General features: G+C 30.1%; 22 protein-coding genes and 2 tRNA genes. 22 read left to right on the plus strand and 2 right to left on the minus strand.

Annotated elements, in window-relative coordinates:
* Window positions 1-196 precede the first annotated feature (196 nt).
* Window positions 197-2,038, plus strand: a complete 1,842-nt coding sequence (locus EDD60_RS08000; protein WP_132226357.1) for a glucosaminidase domain-containing protein — start codon at window positions 197-199, stop codon at window positions 2,036-2,038.
* A gap of 16 nt (window positions 2,039-2,054) precedes the next feature.
* On the plus strand, window positions 2,055-3,467 hold the full coding sequence (locus EDD60_RS08005) for a cadherin-like beta sandwich domain-containing protein (protein ID WP_066445250.1): 1,413 nt from the start codon (window positions 2,055-2,057) through the stop codon (window positions 3,465-3,467).
* 44 nt (window positions 3,468-3,511) lie between these two features.
* Here EDD60_RS08005 and EDD60_RS08010 read toward each other — a convergent pair whose 3' ends face one another.
* A complete protein-coding gene (locus EDD60_RS08010) occupies window positions 3,512-3,946 on the minus strand; it encodes an NUDIX hydrolase (RefSeq protein ID WP_066445258.1) in 435 nt (144 codons plus the stop codon).
* A 97-nt stretch (window positions 3,947-4,043) separates the two neighbouring features.
* Here EDD60_RS08010 and pepV point away from each other — a divergent pair, with 97 nt between their 5' ends.
* From pepV to EDD60_RS08075, 13 genes are all read left to right on the plus strand, one after another.
* Window positions 4,044-5,414 carry a dipeptidase PepV gene (gene pepV, locus EDD60_RS08015; protein WP_066445261.1) on the plus strand — a complete coding sequence of 457 codons (1,371 nt, stop codon included), beginning with the start codon at window positions 4,044-4,046 and terminating at the stop codon, window positions 5,412-5,414.
* A 63-nt stretch (window positions 5,415-5,477) separates the two neighbouring features.
* Window positions 5,478-5,563, plus strand: a tRNA-Leu gene (locus EDD60_RS08020).
* A 359-nt stretch (window positions 5,564-5,922) separates the two neighbouring features.
* Window positions 5,923-6,007 (plus strand) — tRNA-Leu (locus EDD60_RS08025).
* Window positions 6,008-6,052: 45 nt separating this feature from the next.
* Complete coding sequence (locus EDD60_RS08030; protein ID WP_066445263.1) at window positions 6,053-8,203, plus strand: Tex family protein; 2,151 nt, start codon at window positions 6,053-6,055, stop codon at window positions 8,201-8,203.
* 11 nt (window positions 8,204-8,214) lie between these two features.
* The gene (locus tag EDD60_RS08035; RefSeq protein WP_066445267.1) at window positions 8,215-8,559 is read left to right on the plus strand and encodes an arsenate reductase family protein; all 345 of its coding nucleotides are present in this window, start codon (window positions 8,215-8,217) and stop codon (window positions 8,557-8,559) included.
* Between the two features lie 99 nt (window positions 8,560-8,658).
* The gene (locus tag EDD60_RS08040; protein WP_066445269.1) at window positions 8,659-9,099 is read left to right on the plus strand and encodes a LytTR family DNA-binding domain-containing protein; all 441 of its coding nucleotides are present in this window, start codon (window positions 8,659-8,661) and stop codon (window positions 9,097-9,099) included.
* A 9-nt stretch (window positions 9,100-9,108) separates the two neighbouring features.
* A complete protein-coding gene (locus EDD60_RS08045) occupies window positions 9,109-9,516 on the plus strand; it encodes a hypothetical protein (protein WP_066445276.1) in 408 nt (135 codons plus the stop codon).
* A 77-nt stretch (window positions 9,517-9,593) separates the two neighbouring features.
* Window positions 9,594-10,532: an ABC transporter ATP-binding protein gene (locus tag EDD60_RS08050; protein ID WP_066445278.1), complete on the plus strand. Its 939-nt coding sequence runs from the start codon at window positions 9,594-9,596 to the stop codon at window positions 10,530-10,532.
* A gap of 1 nt (window position 10,533) precedes the next feature.
* Window positions 10,534-11,643, plus strand: a complete 1,110-nt coding sequence (locus EDD60_RS08055) for an ABC transporter permease (protein ID WP_066445280.1) — start codon at window positions 10,534-10,536, stop codon at window positions 11,641-11,643.
* Window positions 11,630-12,778 carry an ABC transporter permease gene (locus tag EDD60_RS08060; RefSeq protein WP_066445282.1) on the plus strand — a complete coding sequence of 383 codons (1,149 nt, stop codon included), beginning with the start codon at window positions 11,630-11,632 and terminating at the stop codon, window positions 12,776-12,778. Before EDD60_RS08055 ends, EDD60_RS08060 begins: the two co-directional genes overlap by 14 nt.
* A gap of 102 nt (window positions 12,779-12,880) precedes the next feature.
* A complete protein-coding gene (locus EDD60_RS08065) occupies window positions 12,881-13,810 on the plus strand; it encodes an AAA family ATPase (protein WP_066445285.1) in 930 nt (309 codons plus the stop codon).
* Entirely contained in the window at window positions 13,810-14,787 is a 978-nt protein-coding gene (locus EDD60_RS08070; RefSeq protein ID WP_066445288.1) for a DUF58 domain-containing protein, read from the plus strand. Before EDD60_RS08065 ends, EDD60_RS08070 begins: the two co-directional genes overlap by 1 nt.
* Window positions 14,784-16,931, plus strand: a complete 2,148-nt coding sequence (locus EDD60_RS08075; protein WP_066445291.1) for a transglutaminase-like domain-containing protein — start codon at window positions 14,784-14,786, stop codon at window positions 16,929-16,931. Before EDD60_RS08070 ends, EDD60_RS08075 begins: the two co-directional genes overlap by 4 nt.
* Window positions 16,932-17,121: 190 nt before the next feature.
* Here the strand turns inward: EDD60_RS08075 and EDD60_RS08080 are convergent, their stop codons facing one another.
* Entirely contained in the window at window positions 17,122-18,363 is a 1,242-nt protein-coding gene (locus EDD60_RS08080; protein ID WP_066445293.1) for a 6-phosphofructokinase, read from the minus strand.
* Window positions 18,364-18,557: 194 nt separating this feature from the next.
* Here EDD60_RS08080 and nifJ point away from each other — a divergent pair, with 194 nt between their 5' ends.
* The 7 genes from nifJ (at window position 18,558) to EDD60_RS08115 (ending at window position 26,053) form a co-directional block, all read left to right on the plus strand.
* The gene (gene nifJ, locus EDD60_RS08085; RefSeq protein ID WP_066445294.1) at window positions 18,558-22,076 is read left to right on the plus strand and encodes a pyruvate:ferredoxin (flavodoxin) oxidoreductase; all 3,519 of its coding nucleotides are present in this window, start codon (window positions 18,558-18,560) and stop codon (window positions 22,074-22,076) included.
* A 148-nt stretch (window positions 22,077-22,224) separates the two neighbouring features.
* Entirely contained in the window at window positions 22,225-22,947 is a 723-nt protein-coding gene (locus EDD60_RS08090) for a hypothetical protein (protein ID WP_066445296.1), read from the plus strand.
* Window positions 22,944-23,636: an RNA polymerase sporulation sigma factor SigK gene (gene sigK / locus EDD60_RS08095; protein ID WP_066445298.1), complete on the plus strand. Its 693-nt coding sequence runs from the start codon at window positions 22,944-22,946 to the stop codon at window positions 23,634-23,636. The genes EDD60_RS08090 and sigK overlap by 4 nt, the downstream gene beginning before the upstream one ends.
* A gap of 43 nt (window positions 23,637-23,679) precedes the next feature.
* Window positions 23,680-24,459 carry a sigma-70 family RNA polymerase sigma factor gene (locus tag EDD60_RS08100; RefSeq protein WP_066445301.1) on the plus strand — a complete coding sequence of 260 codons (780 nt, stop codon included), beginning with the start codon at window positions 23,680-23,682 and terminating at the stop codon, window positions 24,457-24,459.
* 28 nt (window positions 24,460-24,487) lie between these two features.
* Window positions 24,488-24,733, plus strand: coding sequence for a YlmC/YmxH family sporulation protein (locus EDD60_RS08105; protein WP_066445305.1), 246 nt, complete (start codon window positions 24,488-24,490; stop codon window positions 24,731-24,733).
* Between the two features lie 88 nt (window positions 24,734-24,821).
* On the plus strand, window positions 24,822-25,265 hold the full coding sequence (locus EDD60_RS08110) for a cell division protein SepF (RefSeq protein WP_066445308.1): 444 nt from the start codon (window positions 24,822-24,824) through the stop codon (window positions 25,263-25,265).
* A 38-nt stretch (window positions 25,266-25,303) separates the two neighbouring features.
* Complete coding sequence (locus tag EDD60_RS08115) at window positions 25,304-26,053, plus strand: YlmH family RNA-binding protein (RefSeq protein WP_066445311.1); 750 nt, start codon at window positions 25,304-25,306, stop codon at window positions 26,051-26,053.
* Window positions 26,054-26,063 lie beyond the last annotated feature (10 nt).

Below are 26,063 nucleotides of genomic sequence, written 5' to 3' on the forward strand. Positions count from 1 at the left end.
ATGAGGTTATATCATAACATGAAGTTTTGAATATGTCCTGCATGCAGGACATATTCAACTTTGATACATTGAGACAATATCATATTTGAATCAGATTGAATCAGAAAAAAAGTCGGATAAGATTGAATGATATCAAAAAATAATGTATAATAAAAAATGATATAACTTTAAATAAGTTGTATAAGGAGGTGCATTTATGCAAATGGAAAAAGTTGGAAAAGTTGTACTTTCTTTAGGGATGATTTTATCATTATTAGCAGCCTATAATGTTAAAAATAATATTAAAGCTGAAGAAAGTGATACAAATACAATTGAAGAAAACAAGAACGGTCCTCAACAGAACCGTTATTATACAATCATTGATGAAAATGGACAGGTTATTGTTGAAGAATATGAAAGTGAAGATGATGAACCAAAAACTTTAGAATCCAATGATTATAAAGTTGTTAAGACAAGAGGTAATGATACTTATGAAGAAGCTAAAAAAAATGTAGATAAATTAAAAATGTATCGTAGTCCTGGTGAATATGATATTGAAGCAATTGCTGATACAAAAGATATTCAATATGGTGTCGCAAGAATTGTCGGTTACGTCAAGTATAAAGAATATGATGGTACTGGTAAAGGACGTAGTGGTTATACTCATGGAACATCAGCAAATGATGCAGCTTATATTTCTACAAGCAGTGATGGAAAAACAGTGAGAGTTAAACAAGCTGGAGTTTATATGGATATTCCTGCTTCAAGTGTCAAAGTGAGTGAATATACGAGTAACTCACAAGTAAGTTATTATTATGGGAAAGATGGCAATTTTTATCATTATTATTATACAGGAAGCTATGGGAGTAAATCAAAATTATCTGGAACTAGAGTAGGATATACGCCAAGTTATTTAAAGAATCAAACAAAATATTATAGTTATGATGGACATTATTTTTATAGTGATTACATATCAATGTTGAAAGATTATCAAACAGGTGTTAATTATCATAATCGTGCAATTAATGCATCCCAACCATATTATAACTATTATCAATATTTATCTTTTAGAGCAACAACACATTTTAGTGCTGCGAACTTTAATCAATTGATTGATAATGCAATTAAGAATTATGATAATGTAGATGATACTACAAAACTAAAAAATCAAGGACAAGCTTTATTAAATGCTCAAACTAAAAATGGAATCAATGCATCATTAATGCTAGGTGTAACGATTAATGAAAGTGCTTGGGGAATGAGTTATTATGCAAAAGATAGAAATAATTTATTTGGAATAGGGGCAGTTGATTCTGATCCAGATAAAGCCATACGTTTTGATTCAGTGGAAGAATGTTTTAAATATTTTTCATATAATACAATTTCATCTGGTTATTTGAATGGTATGGATTGGCGATATAGAGGCCCTCATTTAGGAGATAAGCTAAGTGGAATAAACGTACAATATGCTTCTGATCCATACTGGGGAGAGAAAGCTGCTTCTTTTAGTTATACTTTAAATGATAATAACAGCAATAAGGATTATCAAAAATATGATATAGCTATTTCTAAAAAAGGAGAATTAGATTTCTATAAAGACGAAGCTACAAAAACAAAGATTTATGATTCAACATCTACAAGTACTGTTAATTATTATGTTTATGAGGGACCAGCAACGATTATTGGAACTTCATCAAATAGTTATAAAGTTTTATCTGATACTGTTCTAAATGCTAAGAGAACTGGTCAAAATGCAAAAGGTTATTTTGATATAGATAGAGACTATGTTTACATAAAGAAAGCTGATGTCAATTTAAGAGGTGCAATTCATTCAAATTCACCTGATCCAACACCTACTTATAAAAAAGGTGATGTAAATATGGATGGAAAAATTACTACAAGTGACTTATTAAAACTCGAAAAAAGTATTGTATATCCAAATACTAATAAATTAAATAATACACAAATAGTTTTGGCAGATGTGAATAATGATGGAAAAGTAGATTCTAGAGATTTGTTAAAATTGGAAAAACATTTATTATATGGTACGGCATTATAAGAATAAAGGAGATTTTATGAAAAAAATTATATATATATTTATTTTAACTGCGTCATTTCTTCTTAATACAACGAATATAATGGCTGCTTCGTTAACAGCGAGTCTTTCTAGTAATAAATCTACTGTTACAGTAGGAAGTAGTGTTAAAATAACTGCAAAAGTTTCAGGAAGTAAGATTTATATAGTACAAGGAAATGTATCATCAAATAATCCATCTGTCTTATCTGGTGGGGGAACAATTTATAGAAAAGCTGATTTAGGAAGTGAGCCTAATGGTTTTTCGAGTACCAGTAAAACTTTTACATTTACTGCACAAAAAGTTGGGACAGCAACTATATCTATTTCAGATACAGGAATCGGGCTAACAGTAAATGATAGTCCATTAAGTTTTAGTGGTAAATCAATTGTGATTAATGTTGTTGAAAAAAATGATAGCTCTACAACAAATAATCAGAATTCAAACAGTAATACAAATACTAATAACAATAACAATTCAAATTCTTCTAATAGTGATTCATCAAAAAAAGAAGAAAATAAATCAAATGATAACAAGTTATCATCTTTGACGATTTCTAAAGGAACATTATCTCCTAAGTTTTCAGCAAATACAACTTCATATAAAGTTGATTTGACAAGTGATATAGAAACTGTTGATATTGCTGCTAAAGCGAATGATAGCAAAGCAAAAGTAACTGGTACAGGAAAAAAAGATCTTGTGATTGGCAGTCAAACTTATTCTGTGACTGTTGTTTCAGAAAGTGGTATAAAAAAAGTTTATTCTATTACTTTTAATGTAACAGAAAAACCAACAGTGTTTACTCAATTTGGTGATCAGAAATTAGGAATTTTAAAAGATGTAGCAAAAATTGAAGTGCCAGAGGGTTATAAGGAAACAACAGTAACTCTTGAAGGCGAAGAAATTCGTGGATGGAAAAATGATAAAACAGGATTAACTTTAGTTTATTTAGCAGATGAAAGTGGTCATAAAAGTTTTTATATTTATAGTGATGGAAAAGTTGCTAATAAATATGAATTGATAACTATAGCTGGTAAAAAATATACCCTTTTAGATATTCCATCAGATATGAAGGAACAAGAAGGATTGAAAGCTGATAAAGTAAAGATTGGTGATATGGAATTAGATGGCTGGTCTTATGAAGATAAAAATCATGCAAATTATGCGGTTGTTTATTTGATGAATGAGGCAGGAGAAAAGAATTTATATTCATACGAAAAAACTGAAGGAACATTACAAAAATATGTTGTAAGTGAAGAAAAGAAAGCAAATAATACTTTAACTTATGTTTTAGCTGGAACGACTGCTCTCTTTGCTTTGTCTACTTTAGGTGTATATATGATGTATACGAATTTTAAAAAGAAATCTATTGCGACAATTAAAGATTATTATGATAGAAAAAATCAAGGCTAATAAACCTTGATTTTTTAATACATTATGAAGTAGCATTTTTTTAATTAAAAAGTTTCATCTTCTTCAATATGCATCAGTTCATATTCTTTAAGAGTTAAAATGATATCATCATATATTTTTTTATCTAAATAGTTTTGTAAATCATCGATACTGACAAATTGATAGTCAGTATGTTCATGAGAAATTGTGACATGATCATTTGTTGGAATTGTTAAAAAACCAATGCCAACAGTTTGATAATCAGGACGAATAGCTGTAAATGTATAAACTGGCTTAATGATTTTAATATCAAGGTTTGTTTCTTCTTTTAATTCTCTAATTAATGCTTCGTGTGGTGTTTCTCCATATTCTAAACCACCACCAGGTAATTCCCAATACCCCAAACCATCACTAGAAGGGCGAATTCTTTTTAAGATAAGTATTTTGTGATGATAAACGACAATTGCTTTCACAGTAATATGAAATCTGATATTTTCCATTATAATTAATCCTCCATTTAATTTAATCATAGCACTTTTTTATAAAAAAGTATCGTTTTATTAAAATTTTTGATATAATAGTTTACGGGGTGATTTTATGATCGATTTTTTAGAAGAAGTTTATAAAAGAAAAGACGATATCATTGCTGATATTGAGAAGCTTTGTCGCATACCTTCAGTTTTAGATGAAGCAACTGCGAATGAAGGACAACCATTTGGTGCAGCGTGTAAAGAAGCATTAGATGCAATGTTGGAAATTGGTGAAAGAGATGGCTTTGTCTGCGAAAATGTTGACGGATATGCTGGTCATATTGATATTGGTGATGAAGAAGCTGCTTTTGGGATACTAGGTCATTTGGATGTAGTGCCATGTAATAAAGAGGGGTGGAATACTGATCCTTATGAAGTGACAATAAAAAATGGAAAACTCTATGGTCGTGGAGTTGCAGATGATAAAGGTCCTTTAATTGCGGGATATTATGCTGCTAAAATTATTCATGAACTAGATTTACCAGTGAAAATGAAAACAAGAATTATTTTTGGATGTAATGAAGAAAATGGTTCTAAGTGTATGAAATATTATTTTGCTAAGAAACCTTATCCAGCTATGGGATTTACCCCTGATGCTGAGTTCCCAGTTGTTTATGGTGAAAAAGCTGGGGTCAATTTTCAAATAACTGGGGAAATTGAAAGAGGTAATATTATAGGAATTTATTCTGGTACAAGATCAAATATTGTTCCAGAAGTTTGTGAAGTTTATATTGAAGGAAATTATAAGCAATATAAAGATTCTTTCCATCAATATTTAGCTACACATCATTTAAAAGGTTCTGTTGAAGAAGAAGGAAACCATACTAAATTAACTTTAGTCGGTAAGTCTGCACATGCTTCAACACCTGAACAAGGAATAAATGCTACAACAGCAATGTGTCATTATTTAATCACAGTAAGTGAAAATAAACTTGTTCAATTTATTGATGAATGTTTCTATCAAGATCATTATGGTGAAAAGTTAGGAATTGCTTATACTGGTTTGATGGGGCCTTTAACTGTGAATTTAGGTGTTTTAAATTATAAAAATGGTCATGTTTCAATGATTGTAGATATGCGTGTTCCTCATGAAGTCAATGATGAACAATTAACAAAACCAATTCAAGCACATCTTGATGGATATGGTTTATTAGAATCACATGAATTAGGAAAGGCATTATATATTGATCCACAAAGTGATTTGGTTCAATCATTACATAGTGCTTATGTTGAATTTACTGGAGATCATACGCATCAACCACAAGCTATTGGTGGTGGAACTTATGCCAAATCAATGCCAAACTGTGTTGCTTTTGGAGTGGAATTTCCAGGTACTGACAACAAAATTCATCAAAACAATGAAGAAATCGCAATTGAAGATTTATTAAAAGCTACTGCAATTTATGCGAAAGCTATTTATAATTTAATAAAGAAATAGGGAAACTCCCTATTTCTTTATTGCCTAATGAAATTATTTTGTGCTATAATATAAAAGCAATATGCGGACGTGGTGGAATGGTAGACACGCCATCTTGAGGGGGTGGTAGACGTATGTCTGTGTGAGTTCAAATCTCATCGTCCGCACCATTTTTTATTAAAATGAAAATTATATTGATTTAATCAGAATAAAATGTGATTTTATGAACTGTTTTTGAGTGGTTCGTATATAAATTTATGATTAAAGTGACATCAGAGTGATTGTAATATTGATTATGATCATTTTTTATTTAGAAGATATTTGTTGAATATTTAAAAAAGATGAAATACTTTATGGTTATTAAAATTTATTTTTGAAAGAATATACATTTTGTGTGAAGGCATTATCATCTCAATTATTGATTATTTTACTTTTTTATGCTATACTTTTAACGAAAATAAATGGTATCCAATTAAAACAAGATGTAATTTGGTAAAAAGTAATTGTTGGGACTATTTATATAAATGATGCAGCTGTGGTGGAACTGGTAGACACGCTATCTTCAGGCGGTAGTGGATTTATCCATGTGAGTTCGAGTCTCATCAGCTGTACCAAATGAATGCAACATTGTGAAACAATGTTTTTTTTTGGAGGAAAATATGAATACTGAAATTATTAAAACAATGGCTAATGAATTAGCTATTAGTGAAAAACAAATTGAAAATGTATTATCTTTATTAGAAGAAGGTGCAACTGTTCCTTTTATTGCTCGTTATCGTAAAGAGAAAACTGGTGGATTGAATGAAGATCAAATTCGTGAAATTTCTAAGGTTTATGAATATCAGGTGAATCTTCAACAAAGAAAAGAAGATGTTATTCGTTTAATTGATGAAAAAGGTTTATTAACAGAAGAATTAAAGAATAATATTTTAAAGGCACAAAAATTAAGTGAAGTGGAAGATTATTATCGTCCATTTAAAGAAAAGAAGAAAACCAAAGCTTCTATTGCTAAGGCAAAAGGCTTAGAACCATTTGCCTTAAGTATCTTAAAATTACCAAGAGAATTTCATTTAGAATTAGAAGCTCAAAAATATTTGACAGAAGAAGTTTTAACAATAGAAGATGCTATTCAAGGAGCCAAAGATATTATTGCTGAACAAATCAGTGATGAAGCACGTTATCGTAAATATACCAAAGATATGATTTATAAAACTGGTTTAATGACAACGCATGTGAAAAAGAAAAATCCTGATGAAGATGGAGTTTATCAAATGTATTATGAGTATCAGGAAAAAGTTCAATATATAGCTTCACATCGTATCTTAGCTATTAATCGTGCAGAAAAAGAAAAAGTATTAACAGTTGCTATTGAAATTGATCAAGAGCGTTTTATGACATATATTTATAATGGTGTTATGCGTAAAAGAGAATCAACATTAAGTGAATTGATTATGGAATGTGTAAAAGATGCATTTAAGCGTTTGATTTTTCCTTCAGTTGAAAGAGAAGTGAGAAGTGAATTAACTGAAAAAGCTCAAGAACAAGCTTTAAAAGTCTTTTCTATTAACTTAGAAAAACTCTTATTACAAGCACCACTTAAAGATCGTTATGTTTTAGGTGTGGATCCTGCATTTAGAACAGGTTGTAAACTAGCAGCTATTGATCCAACTGGTAAAGTCTTAGATATTAATAAAGTTTTTATTACTTTACCAAAAGCTGATTATAGTAAAGATGAAAAGGTTCTTTTATCAATGATTCAAAAGTATAAAATTGAAATCATTGCGATTGGAAATGGAACAGCAAGTCGTGAAACAGAAAGCTTTATTGCTGAGTTTATTAAGAAATATCAATTAAATGTTCAATATGTGATTGTTTCAGAAGCAGGAGCAAGTGTTTATTCAGCAAGTGGGATCGCAAAAGAAGAATTCCCAACATATCAAGTAGAAGAAAGATCAGCAGTTTCGATTGCTCGTCGTTTACAAGATCCGTTAGCAGAACTTGTTAAAATTGAACCTAAGGCGATTTCTGTAGGACAATATCAACATGATATGAATCAAAAGAAATTAACCGAACAATTAGACTTCGTAGTAGAAAAAGTAGTCAATCAAGTCGGGGTTAATATCAATACTGCTTCTCCATCACTTCTGCAATATGTTTCTGGTTTATCAATGTCATTAGCAAAAAATATTGTTAAATATCGTGAAGAAAATGGAAAATTTACATCAAGAGAACAAATTAAAAATGTTAGTAAACTTGGTGATAAGACATATGAATTATCAGTTGGGTTCTTAAGAATCTTAGCTGGTCAAGAAAAATTTGACGAAACAAGCATTCACCCAGATAATTATCAAGATGCTTCACGTTTACTTCAATATCTTCATTTAACTAAAGAAGATATTGGAACATCATCGGCAAAAGAACAAATTAAAAAATTAAATCGTGAACAAGCGCAAATTGAATTAGGTTTAGACGAATATCTTTTCAATGATTTATTAGATGCTTTTGTCTCACCACATCGTTCACCACGTGATGAATATAATGCCCCAATTTTAAGACAAGATGTTTTAAAGATTGATGATTTAAAAGTTGGTATGAAATTACAAGGGGTTGTTAGAAATGTTGTTGATTTTGGAGCCTTTGTTGATATTGGTTTAAAGAATGATGGTTTGGTCCATATCTCTAAAATGGCTCATCATAAAGTACAACATGCTTTAGATGTTTGTAATGTTGGAGATATTGTGGATGTTTATGTTTATGAAATTGATCTAAAGCGAAAAAGAGTTGCTTTATCAATGATTGAAAATGCTTAAGGAGAATCGTTATGGAATTGATCTATTATCCAAAATGTAGTACATGTATGAAAGCTTTAAAACATTTAGAATCAAAGAACTTATCATTTGAAAAACGTCATATTGTTGAACAAACTCCAACTGCTCAAGAATTTCAACATTGGATTGAACAATATGGACAGGGAATAAAACCTTTCTTTAATACTTCAGGTCAAGTTTATCGGGCAATGAATCTTAAAGATAAAATAAATGATCTATCAGTAGAAGAAGCTAGTCAGCTGCTCTCATCCAATGGAATGTTAGTGAAAAGACCATTACTGATTTTAGATGATCAAATTATTATTGGTTATAAACAAGAACTCTATGAGAAATTATAGAGTTCTTTTGTATTTCATAGGGAGAATAATGCAACTAAACGATATTCGATAGTAAAAAATATAAGATATGTTATACTGCAAAAAGAGGGGTGGGAAATTATGAAAATTATTATTGAAGAATCTGATGATTATCAAGAAAATGAAATCCTGATTAAATGTCAAAATCAAAATGATGAAGAAATTCAAAGAATCATACAAAATATCCAATCTTTACAAACATCACTTATTTGTAAAAAAGAAAAAGCTTATCTACGTATTTATTTAGAAAACATTTTATATATTGAATCCATTGATGAAAAAACATTTCTTTATACAATAGATGATGTCTATGAAGCTTCACAAAAGCTCTATGAATTAGAACAAAATCTTCAATCACAAGGATTTTTAAGAATTAGTAAATCATGTATTTTAAATCTTGAATATTTACAACATGTACGAGCTTTATTTAATGGAAAGTATGAAGCAACATTAACTAACAATGAAAAATTAACTATTAATAGAAGTTATGTACCAGCTTTTAAGAAAGCTTTTGGCTTATAGGAGGGTTTTATGAAAATATTAAAATATATTCTTTTAGTGACATGCTTTTCTTTTACATTGGTTACTCTTTGCAATGCAGGTTTGATAGGTTTATCAATGAGTCATCTCTCGTTTACACCAATCTATATTTTTGAAATCTTTATTGTCTGTTTGATTATTGCTATTTTCATTGTCATTGGAGCACAATGGAAGATAGTGAGAAAGTATTCATTTCTTTATAATTATTTTGTTGTTTTGTTGGTTGCTTTATTTGGGGTATGGATAAGTTTTGATAATATTTATTGGATGAATTTGCTTGTTGAAGTTGTTTTTTTAACAATTATTTATCTAGGCGTTTGTGGCATGATTTATGTGATTGATTATAAAGATGCTAAGACAATTAATAAAATCATTGAAGAACGAAAGAAAAGAAAGTAAAAGTTGCTGGTTTGCAACTTGAAGGTGGTAGTAGGAAACTTGATGGAAGGATATGATAAAGATGAGGAGGAAGTCTTATGAAAAATGTAATTGAAATTAATCATTTAACGAAATGTTATGGGGATGTAAAAGCTTTAGATGATTTTCATTTAGAAGTGAAAGAAGGAGAAATATTAGGTTTGTTAGGGCCTAATGGAAGTGGGAAATCAACGTGTATTCATACGATTTTATCGTTGTTGTCATTTGATGAAGGGGATATTCGTATTTTTAATCAAGAAATGTCACCCTCGGCTTATTCGATTAAAGCAAAGATTGGGGTGGTTTTTCAAGATGTTGCAGTTTTTGATGAACTTAATGTTGTGGAAAATATTGATTATTTTTGTGGGTTATATATCAAAGATAAAAAAATTAGACAACAATATATCAAAGAAGCAATTGAATTGGTAGGATTAGAGGAATTTAAAAAGTTCAAACCAAAACAATTAAGTGGGGGTTTGTTAAGACGATTAAATATTGCTTGTGGGATTGCTCATAAACCATCTTTAATATTTTTAGATGAACCTACTGTTGCAGTTGATCCCCAAAGTCGTAATCATATCTTAGAAGGTATTAAAAAATTAAATGAGCAGGGGGCAACGATTGTTTATACAACACATTATATGGAAGAAGTTGAACAGCTTTGTCATGAAATAGTGATTATGGATAAGGGACGTGTCATTGCAAGAGGGACGAATGATGAATTGAAAAATAAGATAAGTCTAGGTGAAAAGATTACCATCGTCTTAAATCAAAAAGAGGAAGAACTCATTTCACTTTTAAAAGCAGATCAACAGGTGATAAGTATTCAAAAAGAAAATCTTACTTTGCATATTGCTTATCAAGGAAAAGGAAATCATTTAGCTGATTTGATAGATGTTTTAAGGGAAAGCAACATTCAATATCAGACTTTGTTTAGTGAAAGACCAACTTTAAATGATGTCTTTTTAGAATTGACAGGAAAGCAGTTAAGAGATTAGTATGCAGATTTTTAAGTATCAGTTAAAACTTCTCGTTAGAGATCGCTCCATGCTTTTTTGGACAATTTTATTTCCCTTAATTTTAGCAACATTTTTTAATTTAGCTTTTGCTAAATTAAGTCGTACAGAAAGTTTTGAAGTCAGTCATGTTGCAATTGTTGAAGAAAAAGTTAATCTTAGCTTCAAAACTGTATTGAATGCTTTATCCCAAGGGGATGAGCCTATTTTATCAGTACAATATACATCTATTCAACAGGCTAAAGACCTTTTAAAAAATAATGATATTGATGGTTATATTCTTGTAAATGATGAACTTAAGTTAATCATTCGGGATAATGGAATTTCACAGACCATTCTTCAAAGTGTTATGGATAATTACCAACATAAAGAAAAAACTATGCAGTCAATTTCATTACTTAAACCACAAGCTATTAAAGATATTGTTGTTCAACAAAATCAAGATTATTTTAAAAGTCAAAAGCTTTCTTCATTAGATGTAACAGTGATTTATTTTTATACTTTGATTGGAATGACTTGCTTATATGGTGGTTTTTGGGGATTAAAAATAACCAATTTCACAGAAGCTAATTTATCACGTCAGGCAACACGTTTACAAATTGCTCCTACATCAAAATTAAAAGCAAGTTTAACAGGTGATTTGGCAGCTTTTATTTGTCAATATATTGCGATTGTGATTCTCTTGCTGTATTTGTATTTTGGCTTAGGGATAGGCTTTGGGAAACAAATTGGATATATTTTATTGATGAGTGCAATTGGTAGTTATGTAGGAATTGTTATAGGTCATTTGATTGGACGTTTATTTCATTGTCAAGAAAACACCAAAACAACAATATTAAGTTCATTTTCATTATTTTGTTCTTTCTTATCAGGAATGATGGTTGTTGATTTAAAATATCTTATTCAAGAATATGTTCCTATCTTAGCTTATATCAATCCAGTCAATTTAATAACTGATGGTTTATATGCTTTATATTATTATCCAACATATGAACGCTTTTTCTTGAATCTAACAATCCTTTGCTTCATTGGCTTTATTTTAACGGTTTTCAATATTCTTATTGCAAGGAGGAAAGTTTATGACAGTCTTTAAAAACTATTTTAAAATTGCAAAATCTTTCCTTCCAACAATTTTAATTTATACACTTATTTTTATGAGCATTACAACAATTACTTCCACCAGTGGTGCTAACCAGCAAGACTATCAGGCAAGTCGCAGTAAAGTAGCTTTCATTAATCATGATTGCTCATCGCCATTGTTAGACAGTTTTCAAAATTATCTTGAAGATCATGCTGATTTCGTCAAATTAAACGATACACAAGATGAACTTTTAGATGCACTGTTTTTTAGAAAAGTTGATTTTATTATGATTGTCCCAGCACATTTTACAGTAGATTTTTTAAAAGGCAAAGATGTTCATATTGAAACCATGGATGTTCCAGATTCCTATTCATCCATCTATGCTAAAAACCTATTTAACGAATTTTTCAATACTGCCCATTTATATTTACAAGCCGATATTGATGAAAAAGTTATGTTACAACAGATTGAAAGTGATTTACAAAGTCATGTTGATGTAGAACTGACAAATCAATCCTCTAATCATCAATTATCCCAGGTAAAACAATTTTACAATTTTGCAAATTACACATTACTAGCCATTATCATTTCAGTCATGTCAATGATTATGCTTTCCTTTCACAATGAAAACATTCAATTACGTCATTTATCTTCAGCTTTATCTTATCGACAAATCAATATTCAATTACTTTTAGGCAATATTGTTTTTACTCTAGCAATTTGGCTATTATATGTCATGATTAGTTTTATACTTTATCATCAAACAATGTTTTCAATCACTGGCTTACTCTTTATGGTTAATTCTCTAATCTTTTCAATCTTTATTCTCATTTTTGCTTTCTTTATTACAACCTTAACAAATAATCGGGAAATCGTTGGGATGGTTTCTACAGTCTTTAGTTTAGGAAGCAGTTTTATTGCAGGCGCTTTTGTTCCTCAAGAATTATTATCGTCTTTTGTTTTATCAATAGCTCAATTCACACCATCTTATTGGTTTATTTCAAATAACAATTTGATTGCTCAAATAAGTGAATACAATTTATCTTCATTACAACCAATATTCTTACAAATGGGCGTTATTCTAGCTTTTGCTTTCTTATTTTATATTTTATTACAAATTGTTTTTTATCTGAAATTAAAACGTTAAAGTTCAAGAGTTATCTTTTGAACTTTTTGATTATGTAAATAAATATTTCCAATTTGTTTTTTTTCGGTTATACTTAAGATAAGATGTAAAGGAGTTGGAAAGATGAAGGATATAGAAAACGTTATCGGGGAAATCAAAAAAGCGGTCATTGGGAAGGATGAAGTGATTGAAAAAATAATGATGACTTTATTAGCGAGAGGTCATGTTTTATTAGAGGATATTCCTGGAGTTGGGAAAACAAATTTAGCTTTGGCTTTATCTAAAAGTATGAGCTTGGATTATCATCGTATTCAATTGACAACGGATGTGTTACCTAGCGATATTGTTGGTTTTACAATGTATAATCCACAAAAAAATTGCTTTGAATACAAAGAAGGTATTGCTTTTTGTCATTTGTTATTGGCTGATGAAATCAATCGTACTTCAAGTAAAACCCAAGCTGCTTTATTAGAGCTAATGGAAGAAGGAAGAATGAGTGTTGATGGCACAACTTATGAATTACCTCAACCTTTTTTTGTCATAGCGACCCAAAACCCATTTGGTTCAGCAGGAACCCAATTGTTACCAGATTCACAATTAGATCGGTTTATGGTTCGTTTAAGTTTAGGTTATCCTAGCATTGTTGATGAAGTTGAAATTATGAAAACCCGTCAATTAAATAATCCATTAGAAAGTATTGAAGCAATCTTATCACCAGAAACAATGTGTGAATATCAAAAACAAGTGGATCAAGTTTTTATGAGTGATGAAATTTATTATTATATTGTAGCAATTGTTGATGCTTCTCGTCATCATGAATTGGTTGAACAAGGAGCAAGTCCTCGTGGTTCTTTAGCTTTAATGAAATTAGCTAAGGCATGTGCTTTTATGCATGGTAGAGATTATGTGATTCCTGGTGATGTTAAAGAGGTGGCACCAATGACATTGGCGCATCGTTTGATTTTAAATTATGATGCCAAAATGAAAGAAATGAATGCTTTGTCAATTGTTGAGGATATTCTTTTAAAGCTTAAAGAACCAGGAATACAATGATGTATAAGGGATTAATTCGATACATATTGATTGTTGTTTTTCTTTATGTTTTATGGAGTATTGTTTTAGGTTATTTTTCATTTCTTTTGTTTATTTTAGCGTTATTGTTATTTGTGTTTTCATGGCTTGTCAGTTTAACAAGTATGAAACATACAACTGTATCTATTGATATTGAACATCATATTTTAGAACGTCAACAATCATTTTATTTATCTTTTTTAAGACAAGATCAAAGTCGTTTTCGTTGTGGTCAGATTATTATTGATTATCATATTGAAGATTGTTTAGGACAAAGTGTTTATCAATCACGACTAACTCTATATGATGACATTTCTATGGATCGAATTGATTTTAAACATAGTGGCTGTTATTGGGTGATGATTGATAAAATCTATTGTTTTGATATTTTACAATGTTTATTTAAGAAAAATATTTGTTCATGTCATGAACAAATCTATGTTTTTCCTAAGATGATCCCTTTACAGATTAATTTATCTCAAATTGCTAGTTTTCATCAAGAATCACAAGAATACTCACCTTATCATAAAGGGGATGATTATTCTGAATTATTTGATTTACGTAGTTATCATGAAGGGGATTCATTGAAACATATTCATTGGAAAGCATCATTAAAGAAAAATGAATTGTTTGTTAAAGAAGGAAGTCAACCGATAATTAAAAAACTTCTTTTAACTGTTGATTTAAATCAAAATGCTTCCTACAATGATAAAAGTTTAGATACATTTTATTCATTATGTTTAAATTTATTACATAGACAAACACCATTTGAAATCATTTGTCCACAAACCTATCATCAGCCAGCAAAAGAATTAATAAGCAATGTTTCTCATCTTCAAACATGTTTAAAAAGGATTCTTAAAACACCAAACTTTTCTTATCAAGATGTTTATCAAAAAATGAATGGGATGAGTCTTTATGTGGTTAAGGGTGATAAGATTGAGGTGATTGAGCAATGAGATTATTAAAAGAAAAATTAAATATTGGTTTTGATTTTTTAGCTTTGATATTAGGAATCATAGGTCTTGTTGGTGGATTATTTCATGCGCTTTATTTTCCTTATCGGGTTATAGGTATTCTTTTGTTTTGTATTTATGGTTGCGGATTACTTTATTTTTCTCAAAATAATAATATTCATTATCGAAGATTAATGAGTATTGTATGTATTAGTGGGGTTGTTTTTATATTCATTCTATTTTCTAATGAAAGTCAAAATATTTTAAGATTACTTAAAGATGTTATTAGGTATGATTATTTTTTGAAATTTGATGAATTATTTAAGCAAGGAAAGATTGATAATGTCTTATTATCACTTGCTTTCATGTCTATTATTGGCATTCCATTGACTCATTTGATAGTTTCATTTTTTTATCAAATAAGAGGAAAGATTTTGAAAATGATTTTCTTTATTATATGTTTTGTATTTCCAATTCTTATCCATCATCAATTAGAAATCTATACAAGTTATTGTTTTTTAGTGTTTTTGATTTATATTTTTATATTTCATTATTGTTTAAAATATCAAAAACAAGTCTTTTCTTTAAAATGCCTTGTTTTATCTTTAGTGACAATCTTTTTAGTTGGTTCTCATTATTTCTTAGAGCCTAATCCAATTTTTAAACAGGGAACATCAACCGTTTTAACGAATATTACTAACTGGTTTGATCATCCTTATTTAGATGATGTCTTTGGTAATCATAATATCACAGGTATGAGTTCTTCGATTAGTGGTAGTCTACCAAATAATGATATTACTTTAGATAAAAGTATTGCCTTAACAGTTGAATCAAAGGCCTCCTTTACAGGTTATTTACGGGGGTATTCTCTTGCCCATTATCAAAATAATAAATGGCATGCTGTTAATGAGAATTATGATGATTTTGATTCTGGAAGTCTTGTAGGAAAAGCTTTAGATGAATATCATGTGATTTCTTCACTTGAAGTTTCAATTGAAACAATGAAACCGACCAGATATCAATTTGTCCCTTATTTCTCTTATAAAACATTAGATATGAAAGATGACTCTTATTATCCTAGTGATAATCAAAAGATATCTATAGCCAATATCGATATTGAAAATTGGGATATTTATGATGGTTTAAATAGTCCTATAGGTTTACAAAAATACAATGAATATGTCAAAGATGAATATTTAGATGTTCCAGATAATTTGAAAGATGAATTAACTCATTTGATTGAAGAAAAAACTTCAACAATGGGATTGAATATTAATGAATTACAAAATTATTATACACCTATTCAAAGAGCAAACATTATTAAAAAAATTTTAGATAAACAAGCTGTTTATAGCTTAAAAACTGGAAAATTACCAAATGATAAAGATTTTATTGAATATTTTCTTTTTGAAAATAAAAAAGGAAGCTGTACCCACTTTGCTTCTTCAGGAGCAATGTTGTTAAGATGTTTGGATGTGCCAACACGTTATGTGAGTGGGTATATTATTAAATCGTCAGATTTTGAAAATGGGAAAGCAGAAGTTTCGAATACGCGTTCACATGCTTGGATTGAAATATATGTTGAAGATTTGGGTTGGATTCCTGTTGAAATGACACCAGCTTCTTCAATTCGTTCACAAGGAACAATCCTTGATAATCTGGTGGAAAATAATCAGCCAGCTACGGATAACCAACCAACTCAGAATCCTCAAACCAATCAACCGACAAATCAAGATCAAAATAATGATATACAAGACAGCCAACAAGTTGTAGAAAAAGAAAATCCATTGATTGAATTTTTCAATGAAAATAGTCAAATCATCTATACTGTTGGAATTGTAGTCATTTTACTTGCTGGTTATCGATTAATAACAACACATCTATTGAAACTGAGATTAAAACGTCGTCATAACAATGAAAAGATTATTCTTTATTACAAACAGATGAAGAAGTTTAAACATTCATATGTGAAAGTGTATGATGATGCACTCTCTTTAGCAAATAAAGCAAAATTCTCACAACATCAAATAGATGATTTAGAAGTTGAAAAAATGGCAGAACTCTATCAAAGATATGTAAAAGAAACATATCAAAGTTTACCATTCTATTTAAAATTCTTATATAAATATATTTATGGGTATATTTAAGAATCAATTGTTTTTATAACTCTTTAAAATTCGATATTATCTGATTTTTTAAGGCATGAGTTATAGCACCAATAAAGCTAATTTAAAAAGGAAAAATCAATTCGTGATGAAAAGATTTTTCCTTTTTGTTATTGAGAATATTATAAGCTGTAATAAGTTACTCTTGAAAGTTAACTCATTACAGCTTTTTTTAGTCATTCTTTAAATGATTGATATTGGCATATTGAGGAATACCATTTTCATAAGAAATTGTGACTTCACCTTGAATAAGTGGGAATAAATAATCATAAAGTTCTTGAGTGATGTCATTATGTGCTTCATTAATCCAATGAATTGGAATACGCTGTTCAAGATTAGCAATTGAAGATACATCTTTGCTATCACAGCTAATTTCATAAGGGTAATTGTTAACACGGTTAAAGACCATCATAACTCCTGTTTTACCAGCCATTGATGTTTCAACTGCACAACGTCCAATTTCAAATGATTCATCTAAGTCAACTTGTGAAGCAATATGCATAGCACATCTTTGTAAAACATTTAATTCAATACTTCTTACTTTACATTTAAATTCTTGATAAACCATTGTTTCTAAGACTTTCCCTGTCCCTGAGTGAAGAATATGTCCAAAGGCATCACGTTTTGCATATTTAGAATCTGAGTCAAGGAATTCTCCGTTTTCATCTCTGATTCCTTCACTTACAGCAATAATGACACTTCTTTTTTTCTTAAATACTTCACGGATATCATTTAAGAAGCTTTCTTTGTTGAAAGGAACTTCTGGTAAATAAATCAAATCAGGGGCTTCGTTATATTGAGTTCTTGCAAGGGCACTAGCGGCTGTTAACCAACCAGCATTTCTTCCCATGATTTCAACAATTGTAACGGCATTTAATTTATAGATAGAACTATCATAGGCGATTTCTAACATGGATGTCGCAACATATTTTGCTGCAGAACCAAATCCTGGCGTATGGTCAGTTCCCATTAAGTCATTATCAATTGTTTTAGGAATTCCAATGAAACGAATAGGGGATTGAATTGTTGCAGCATAAGTTGATAATTTAGCAACGGTATCCATAGAATCATTTCCCCCAATATAATAAAAGTCAGTGATTTCTAATTCTTCAAAAGTACGGAATAATGATTCGTAGCTTTGTGGATCTTCTTGATATGTAGGTAATTTATAACGACAAGATCCTAAATACATCGCAGGTGAATGTTTGAGATGATTAATGTTTTCTTCAGTTTTAAAGATATCTAATAAATCCATATATTTATGTTCAATAAGACCTTTAATACCATTAATCATTCCATAGACATGTTCAAATTCTTGAGTTTCTATACACTTGGCAATAATCCCAGCTAATGAGGCATTAATAGCTGTTGTAGGACCACCAGATTGTCCAATAAAACAATTTCTTTTTTTCATGATTCGACTCCTTCTTTTCTATTCCACCATATTCTATCATCTTTTGCAGCATAAAAAAAGATGAATTTTTTTGAATTTGCACGATTCTATACAATTTTGAAAATGATGTTGAATTGTCATAGAAAAATCAAGAATAGATATGGAAATTTAGCTTAAAGAAGTGTATACTATACAATATAGGAGGAAAGAAAATTATGTCTAAAAAGTATTTATCTATGGATGGGAATACTGCTGCTGCACACGTAGCGTACGCTTTTAGTGAAGTTGCAAGTATTTATCCAATTACCCCATCTTCTCCAATGGCAGAAAATGCTGAAACTTGGGCTGCACAAGGGAAGAAGAATATTTTTGGGTCTGCTGTAAATGTTATTGAAATGCAATCAGAAGCTGGAGCAGCTGGGGCTGTTCACGGAGCTTTACAAGGTGGTGCCTTAGCAACTACATTTACTGCTTCACAAGGTTTATTATTAATGATTCCAAACCTTTATAAAATTCAAGGTGAATTATTACCTGGTGTATTCCATGTGGCTGCAAGAGCACTTGCAACACGTTCATTAAATATTTTTGGTGATCATCAAGATATCTATGCATGTCGCCAAATCGGAGCACCTATGATTTGTTCTCATAGTGTTCAAGAAGTTATGGATTTAGGTGGAATTGCTCACTTAACTGCAATTAAAGCAAGTGTACCAGTTATCCATTTCTTTGATGGATTCAGAACTTCTCACGAAATTCAAAAAGTAGAAGTTATGGATTATGATGTATTAGCTAAATTATTAGATAGAGATGCATTAAAGAAATTTAAACAAAATGCTTTAAATCCACATACAAATCCAGTTGAACGTGGTGGCGCTGAAAATGATGATATCTACTTCCAAGGTAGAGAAGCACAAAATAAACATTATGAAGCTGTTGTTGAAATCGTTGCTGATTACATGAAGAAAATTTCTGAAATCACTGGTAGAGAATATGCTCCATTTACATATTATGGTGCTGAAGATGCTGATAGAGTTATTATTGCCATGGGATCAGTTACTGAAACAGTAAAAGAAACAATTGATGAATTATTAAAACGTGGAGAAAAAGTTGGTTTAGTAAAAGTTCATTTATATCGACCATTCTCACCAAAATATCTATTAGATGTATTACCTGAAACAGTGAAGAAAGTAGCTGTCTTAGATCGTACAAAAGAAATGGGTGCAACTGGTGAACCATTATACTTAGATGTTGTCTCTGTATTAAAAGATAAAGACATCACAGTTGTTGGTGGACGTTATGGTATGGGTTCTAAAGATACAACTCCTCGTCAAATCAAGGCTGTTTATGATCATTTATTAGAAGAAAATCCATTTACTTCATTTACAATTGGTATCAATGATGATGTAACTCATTTATCATTAAAAGAAGATGCTGATTTCACTGTAGAAGCTGATTACACTTCATGCTTATTCTATGGTTTAGGATCTGATGGTACTGTATCTGCTAATAAATCATCTATTAAGATTATTGGTGACCACACTGATTTATATTCACAAGCATATTTTGCTTATGATAGTAAAAAAGCAGGTGGAGCAACTCGTTCTAACTTAAGATTTGGTCATTCACCAATTCGTGCAACTTACTATGTAAATAATGCTGATTTCATTTCATGTTCATTAGATAACTATGTATTAAAATATGATATGTTAAAGAACCTTAAAAAAGGTGGAACATTCTTATTAAATACAGAATTTAATGAAACTGAAATTATTGATTATTTACCAAATAAGTTAAAGAAACAATTAGCTGATAAAAACGCTAAATTCTATATCATTAATGCAACTAAATTAGCTGCTGAAATTGGTATGGGAAGAAGAACAAATACAATTCTTCAATCTGCATTCTTTGCTTTAAACCCACAAATTTTACCAATTGAAAAAGCTGTTGAATATATGAAAGCAATGGCTAAGAAAACATATGGTAAAAAAGGTGATGCAGTTGTTGAATTAAACTATAAAGCAATTGATGCTGGAAAAGATGCAATTGTTGAAGTTAAAGTTGATTCTGCTTGGTCTGAATTAACAGTTAATGAAACACGTCAACGTACTGGTGATGATCATTTTGATAACTTCGTATCTGTTATTAATTCATTAGATGGATATGATTTACCAGTATCTGCTTTCATGGATAAACTTGATGGTTCTATGCAATCAGGTGTTGCAATTAAAGAGAAACGGGCAATTGCGATTGAAGTTCCTCGTTGGGAAAAAGAAAACTGTATTCAATGTAATAACTGTGTAATGGTTTGTCCTCATGCAACAATACGTGCATTCTTACTTGATGATGAAGAAATGAAAGCTTTACCAGAAGATATTTCTAATGATGTATTAAAACCAATCGGTAAAAATGTTGATGGTTTAGTATATCGTATTCAAGTTTCACCTGATAACTGTGTTGGATGTGGTTTATGTGTAACTGAATGTCCTGGTAAGGGTGGAAAGAAAGCTTTAACTATGGTTCCTGTTAAAGAAGAATTAGAACATGCTCCTTTAGCTGACTATATGTATTCTAAAGTATCTTATAAAGCTGATCGTTATCCAACAACAACTGTTAAAGGTGTTGGATTCATGAGACCATACTTTGAAGTATCTGGTGCTTGTGGTGGATGTGGTGAAACTCCATATTATCGTTTAGCATCACAATTATTTGGTAAAGACATGAGAATTGCTAATGCAACTGGATGTAGTTCAATTTATACAGGATCAACTCCATCAACTCCATGTACTGTTGATGAAAATGGAGAAGGACCTGCATGGGCTAACTCATTATTCGAAGACAATGCTGAATATGGATTTGGTATGAAATTAGCTGAAAATTATATGTCTAAACGTATTTTAGAAATTATTGAAGCTCATAAAGCTGATTGTGAAGCTGAACTTCAAGAAGTTTTAAATGAATATGTTGCTGTGAAAGGTCAAAGAGTTGAAGAAAGAAAATTATATGATCGTTTAGTATCATTAGTAGAAGCTTCAGCTAATGAAGGTATTAAAGAATTATTAGATATGAAAGGTGAATTAGTCACTAAATCTCAATGGATCGTTGGTGGAGATGGTTGGGCTTATGACATCGGATACGGTGGAGTTGACCATGTTTTAGCAAATGATCAAAATGTTAATATCTTAGTTCTTGATACAGAAGTTTACTCTAATACGGGTGGACAATCTTCTAAATCTTCTCAAGCTGGTTCTATCGCTAAGTTTACAGCTGGTGGTAAAGCAGTTGCTAAGAAAGATTTAGCTCAAATTGCAATGGCATATGGACATGTTTATGTTGCTCAAGTAGCAATGGGAGCTAATCCAATGCAAACAATTAAAGCCTTTAAAGAAGCAGAAGCTTATGATGGACCATCATTAATTATTGCTTACTCTCCATGTATGGAACATGGTATTAAAGGTGGTTTAGCAAATCATCAACAACAACAAAAACGTGCTATTGAATGTGGATATTTCAACTTATTAAGATATGATCCTCGTTTAGAAGATGCAGGAAAGAACCCATTACAAGTGGATTCTAAAGAACCTGATTTCACTAAATTCAGAGAATTCTTATTAAGCGAAAATAGATTTGCCCAATTATCAAAAGTTAATCCAGAACATGCTGAAGCATTGATGGAAAAATGTGAAAAAGATGCTAAGAAACGTCGTGCTCGTCTTGACACAATGGCAGCTGAATAACAAATCAATGAAGAACAGTCGAAAGACTGTTCTTTTCTTATACAACCCAATCATAACAAAAACAGATAGGTGAGATTTCATGAATCTCATCTTTTTCTTTGACAATTTTTTTGACCATTTTTTTCTATAATAGAGAAGGGGTGAAATCATGGAGGTCTATTTAGAAGTGACTTATTTAATTAATGCATTAATGATTTTATTAACATTTGAATTATTATGTTATTTATTAAATATACAGATGAGTCAAAAAGAATTATTGAAATATGTGCTTACCTATAACCTTTCAGTTCTTTTTCTTTATATAGATTTCTTTGATGGGTTCCTCTTATTGTATGACTTACTCTTGAGTATTTTTTATTTTAAAAAGCTTACTTACATTTATTATCCTTTGTATCTTTTTATTTATATCTCATTGCTTTCTTTTTTGAGCTGGATTCTTCCTTCAGCAGTTATCTTTCAATCTGTTTTAATTGTTGAAGGAATCCATTTTATATCTTTACTAATCATTGGTATATTATGTCTTTTGATTTTTTATTTTTATATTTCTTTTTGTCAGCATAAGATTCATTCAGATGAATATGTAGATGTCAAAATTGAAAATCATCAATGTTTAGGTTTTATTGATAATGGTAATAAAGTTTTTTATAAGGGATATCCAGTTATTTTTATATCAAAGGAATTCTTAGGAGAATATCAAAAGATTGATAGAATTCTCATTGAAACAGCAAATCAAAAAGAATGGATAGATTTGATTATGATTGATGATATTGAAATTAATCATCAGCTTTTGCATCATGTTTATGTTGGAGTGATGTCATCTCATGAGTATGATTGTATTTTAAATTCGCAGTTATTAGGAGGCTTATTATGATTTTACAGAAATTAAAGGAATTGTTTTATCGTAGAAAGACACTTTTTTATATTGGCAGACATGATGTTTTAAAAGCACCTTTAAAAGGGAAAGAGGAAGAAGATGCTTTAACACGTTTGAAAAATGGGGATGAACAGGCGAGAGATTTGTTGATTGAACATAATTTGAGATTGGTTGTTTATGTGGCTAAGAAATATGATTCTTTGCAAAATGGGAGTATTGAGGATTTGATTAGTATTGGGACAATTGGATTGGTAAAAGCTGTTAATACATTTAAAATGGATAAAAATATAAAACTAGCGACTTATGCATCACGTTGTATAGAAAATGAGATTTTAATGTTTTTAAGGAAGAATAATAAATTAAGGCAGGAGATTTCTTTGGATGAACCATTGAATGTTGATTATGATGGAAATGAGCTGTTATTATCAGATATCATTGGTACTGATAAAGATATTGTTCAAGATGAAATAGAACATAATGATCAAAAGGAAAAGTTTTATAAAGCTTTACATCATTTAAATAAACGAGAACAACAAATTTTAATGATGCGTTATGGTTTAATTGGACATGAAGAATTAACTCAGAAGGATGTTGCGGATATTTTAGGAATTTCTCAGTCTTACATTTCGAGATTAGAGAAAAAAATTATCAAAAAATTAAGAATGAAATTAAATGATGATGAATAATGTCAAATAAAATGGTGAGACTTTATCTAAAGGAGTCGAAACTATGTCAAAGTACAAAGTTGAAATGAATGGATTTCAGATTCAGGATTGTGAAAAATTATCTCATCAACAAACAATGCAATTATTAGATGATTATCATCAAAGTCATGATGAAAAAATAAAAGAACGATTGGTTCTTGCAAATTTAAAATTAGTGTTATCATTAGTCCAAAAATATCATCAAAGAGTCTCTAATTTAGATGATTTATTTCAAGTAGGCGTTATTGGACTTATTAAAGCAATAGAGAATTTTGATACATCTTTAGATGTTCGCTTTTCTACTTATGCTGTTCCATTGATTATTGGAGAAATAAAACGTTATATTCGTGATAATTCATCGATGCGTATTCCGCGTTCGATGCGTGATATTGCTTATAAGGCTTTAATGGCAAATGAAGAATTTATGAAGAAAAATCAGCGTGAAGCTTCTACAAAAGAATTATCAAAACTTTTAAAGATTGATGAATATTTGTTAGTAGAAGCTCTCTCATCGACAAATAGTGTAACATCTTTATCACAGGAAGTGCAAAATGATGGCAATGGTCAAATTGACTTAGAAAGTCAGATTCCTGATCGTAAAAATCAGATGGAAGATATGCAAAATCGTATTGATTTACATTCTGCGATGAATCATTTAGATGAAAAAGAATTACAAATTATTTTAGAAAGATATTTTCTTGACCATACGCAAAGCGAAATTGCCAAAGAATTATTTATTTCTCAAGCCCAAGTTTCACGCTTAGAAAAACAAGCATTATCTCATTTAAAGAAATATATGAGCTAGTTTTTGCATATATTATAGGGGTGATATGATGCGATTTGTAACAATTCAAAGTAAAGATGTCATTAATGCGGCAACAGGATCGAAAATAGGCTATGTGTCAGATATAGAAATTGATCCGTTTTGTCGGACAATTCAAGCAATCATTGTTGAACGTTTTAATGCATTTAAGTTAGTTTGTGTATTCAAAGGTCCGCCGTGTTTAGTGATTCCAATTGAAAATATTATAACCATCGGGGAAGATGTGATTTTAGTAAATGTAGATTGTGATATTTAAAAAGAGTTTGATGAAGGAGGACAATTTCCTCTTTTTTTCATAGTTATGTTATGGTATAATAATAGAAGAAATATAAGGAGGTTACCTCATGGGATACGGACAAAAAGTAAAAAAATGGTTTTTTGAAGAAGAAGACGATGAAGATGACGTTTATGAAGATGTACAAATAGATAACGAAGAAGAAGCTGTGAAATCAACAAGTATGTTTGAAAAAGCTAAATCTACAAAAACAAGTGATGCAGTTAAGGCTTTAAGTGCCAATAAAGATAGTCATTTGGTTTTATTTGAACCAAGAGCTTATAGTGAAACACAGGAAATTGCTATTTATTTGAAACAAAAAAGAGCTGCTGTTGTAAATTTACATCGTTTACAAAAAGAACAATCTAAGCGTGTTATTGATTTCTTAAGTGGGGTCATCTTTGCGATTGAAGGAGATATTCAACAAATTGGACCTAAGATTTTCTTATGTACACCTAAAAATATTGGTGTTTCTGGAAATATCACAATGGATCCTACAGAATCAGAAGAATAATATGAGTATTAGCAATTGCTAATACTTTCTTTTTGGTTATGTTAGAACACTTTAAGGGTGATGAAATCTTTGTTAAAAAGATTTTAGATTACCAATTTCAAGCCCTCAATCATCAAAGAATGATTTTAACCCCTTTTTATAATCCACATGAACAAGAGATTGTTAGAAAAGTTATTGGTCATGAATTACAAGTTTTATCTGATGGCGGATTGATTCATGCAGAGAATCAAAGGATGATTATTTGTCCAGATTTTTATGAAGTTGTGCCAGATGATTTTGAAATATGTACTGTTGAAGTTGTTTATAATGCACAATTTGGTCGTTTACAACATAAAGACTTATTAGGAGCCTTAATGAATCTAGGCATCAAAAGAGAATGCATTGGAGATATTTATGATGGTTCATCTTTATATTTTGCTTGTACAAAGCAGACTTTTCCTTATATTAGAGATCATTTAACCCAAGTGAAAAAATCTAAGGTTAAGTTACGAGAATCGACGCAAAACGTGGAAATTATACATCAGTACACAACAAAAACATTTATTTTATCAAGTTTACGTTTAGATAAAGTTGTTTCAACAATTTTTAAAGTTTCTCGACAAACAGCATGTGATGCGATTCGGGCAGGAAATGTCAAAGTCAATCATAAAGAGGTTGAAGAAGTCAGCTTTTTGTGTCATAATAATGATATGATATCTTTTAAACGTCATGGACGTGTTAAAATTATTGATGAACAGCGTCAAACACGTCAAGGGAATTTTGTTGTAACAGGTTATTTTTATAAGTGAGGTGGAAGTT

Origin of the sequence: Longibaculum muris, assembly GCF_004343035.1 — a bacterium.
GTDB lineage: Bacteria > Bacillota_I > Bacilli_A > Erysipelotrichales > Coprobacillaceae > Longibaculum > Longibaculum muris.

Bases quoted from the DNA above. Each gene is read 5' to 3' on its own strand.
- EDD60_RS08045 (WP_066445276.1), top strand. From the start codon at position 9,109: ATGAAAATATTAAAATATATTCTTTTAGTGACATGCTTTTCTTTTACA.
- EDD60_RS08115 (WP_066445311.1), top strand. From the start codon at position 25,304: ATGTTAGAACACTTTAAGGGTGATGAAATCTTTGTTAAAAAGATTTTA.
- pepV (WP_066445261.1), top strand. From the start codon at position 4,044: ATGATCGATTTTTTAGAAGAAGTTTATAAAAGAAAAGACGATATCATT.
- EDD60_RS08100 (WP_066445301.1), top strand. From the start codon at position 23,680: ATGTCAAAGTACAAAGTTGAAATGAATGGATTTCAGATTCAGGATTGT.
- EDD60_RS08010 (WP_066445258.1), bottom strand. From the start codon at position 3,946: ATGGAAAATATCAGATTTCATATTACTGTGAAAGCAATTGTCGTTTAT.
- nifJ (WP_066445294.1), top strand. From the start codon at position 18,558: ATGTCTAAAAAGTATTTATCTATGGATGGGAATACTGCTGCTGCACAC.
- EDD60_RS08070 (WP_066445288.1), top strand. From the start codon at position 13,810: ATGTATAAGGGATTAATTCGATACATATTGATTGTTGTTTTTCTTTAT.
- EDD60_RS08030 (WP_066445263.1), top strand. From the start codon at position 6,053: ATGAATACTGAAATTATTAAAACAATGGCTAATGAATTAGCTATTAGT.
- EDD60_RS08005 (WP_066445250.1), top strand. From the start codon at position 2,055: ATGAAAAAAATTATATATATATTTATTTTAACTGCGTCATTTCTTCTT.
- EDD60_RS08035 (WP_066445267.1), top strand. From the start codon at position 8,215: ATGGAATTGATCTATTATCCAAAATGTAGTACATGTATGAAAGCTTTA.
- EDD60_RS08075 (WP_066445291.1), top strand. From the start codon at position 14,784: ATGAGATTATTAAAAGAAAAATTAAATATTGGTTTTGATTTTTTAGCT.
- EDD60_RS08110 (WP_066445308.1), top strand. From the start codon at position 24,822: ATGGGATACGGACAAAAAGTAAAAAAATGGTTTTTTGAAGAAGAAGAC.
- EDD60_RS08090 (WP_066445296.1), top strand. From the start codon at position 22,225: ATGGAGGTCTATTTAGAAGTGACTTATTTAATTAATGCATTAATGATT.
- EDD60_RS08060 (WP_066445282.1), top strand. From the start codon at position 11,630: ATGACAGTCTTTAAAAACTATTTTAAAATTGCAAAATCTTTCCTTCCA.
- EDD60_RS08105 (WP_066445305.1), top strand. From the start codon at position 24,488: ATGCGATTTGTAACAATTCAAAGTAAAGATGTCATTAATGCGGCAACA.
- EDD60_RS08080 (WP_066445293.1), bottom strand. From the start codon at position 18,363: ATGAAAAAAAGAAATTGTTTTATTGGACAATCTGGTGGTCCTACAACA.
- EDD60_RS08040 (WP_066445269.1), top strand. From the start codon at position 8,659: ATGAAAATTATTATTGAAGAATCTGATGATTATCAAGAAAATGAAATC.
- EDD60_RS08050 (WP_066445278.1), top strand. From the start codon at position 9,594: ATGAAAAATGTAATTGAAATTAATCATTTAACGAAATGTTATGGGGAT.
- EDD60_RS08055 (WP_066445280.1), top strand. From the start codon at position 10,534: ATGCAGATTTTTAAGTATCAGTTAAAACTTCTCGTTAGAGATCGCTCC.
- EDD60_RS08065 (WP_066445285.1), top strand. From the start codon at position 12,881: ATGAAGGATATAGAAAACGTTATCGGGGAAATCAAAAAAGCGGTCATT.
- sigK (WP_066445298.1), top strand. From the start codon at position 22,944: ATGATTTTACAGAAATTAAAGGAATTGTTTTATCGTAGAAAGACACTT.
- EDD60_RS08000 (WP_132226357.1), top strand. From the start codon at position 197: ATGCAAATGGAAAAAGTTGGAAAAGTTGTACTTTCTTTAGGGATGATT.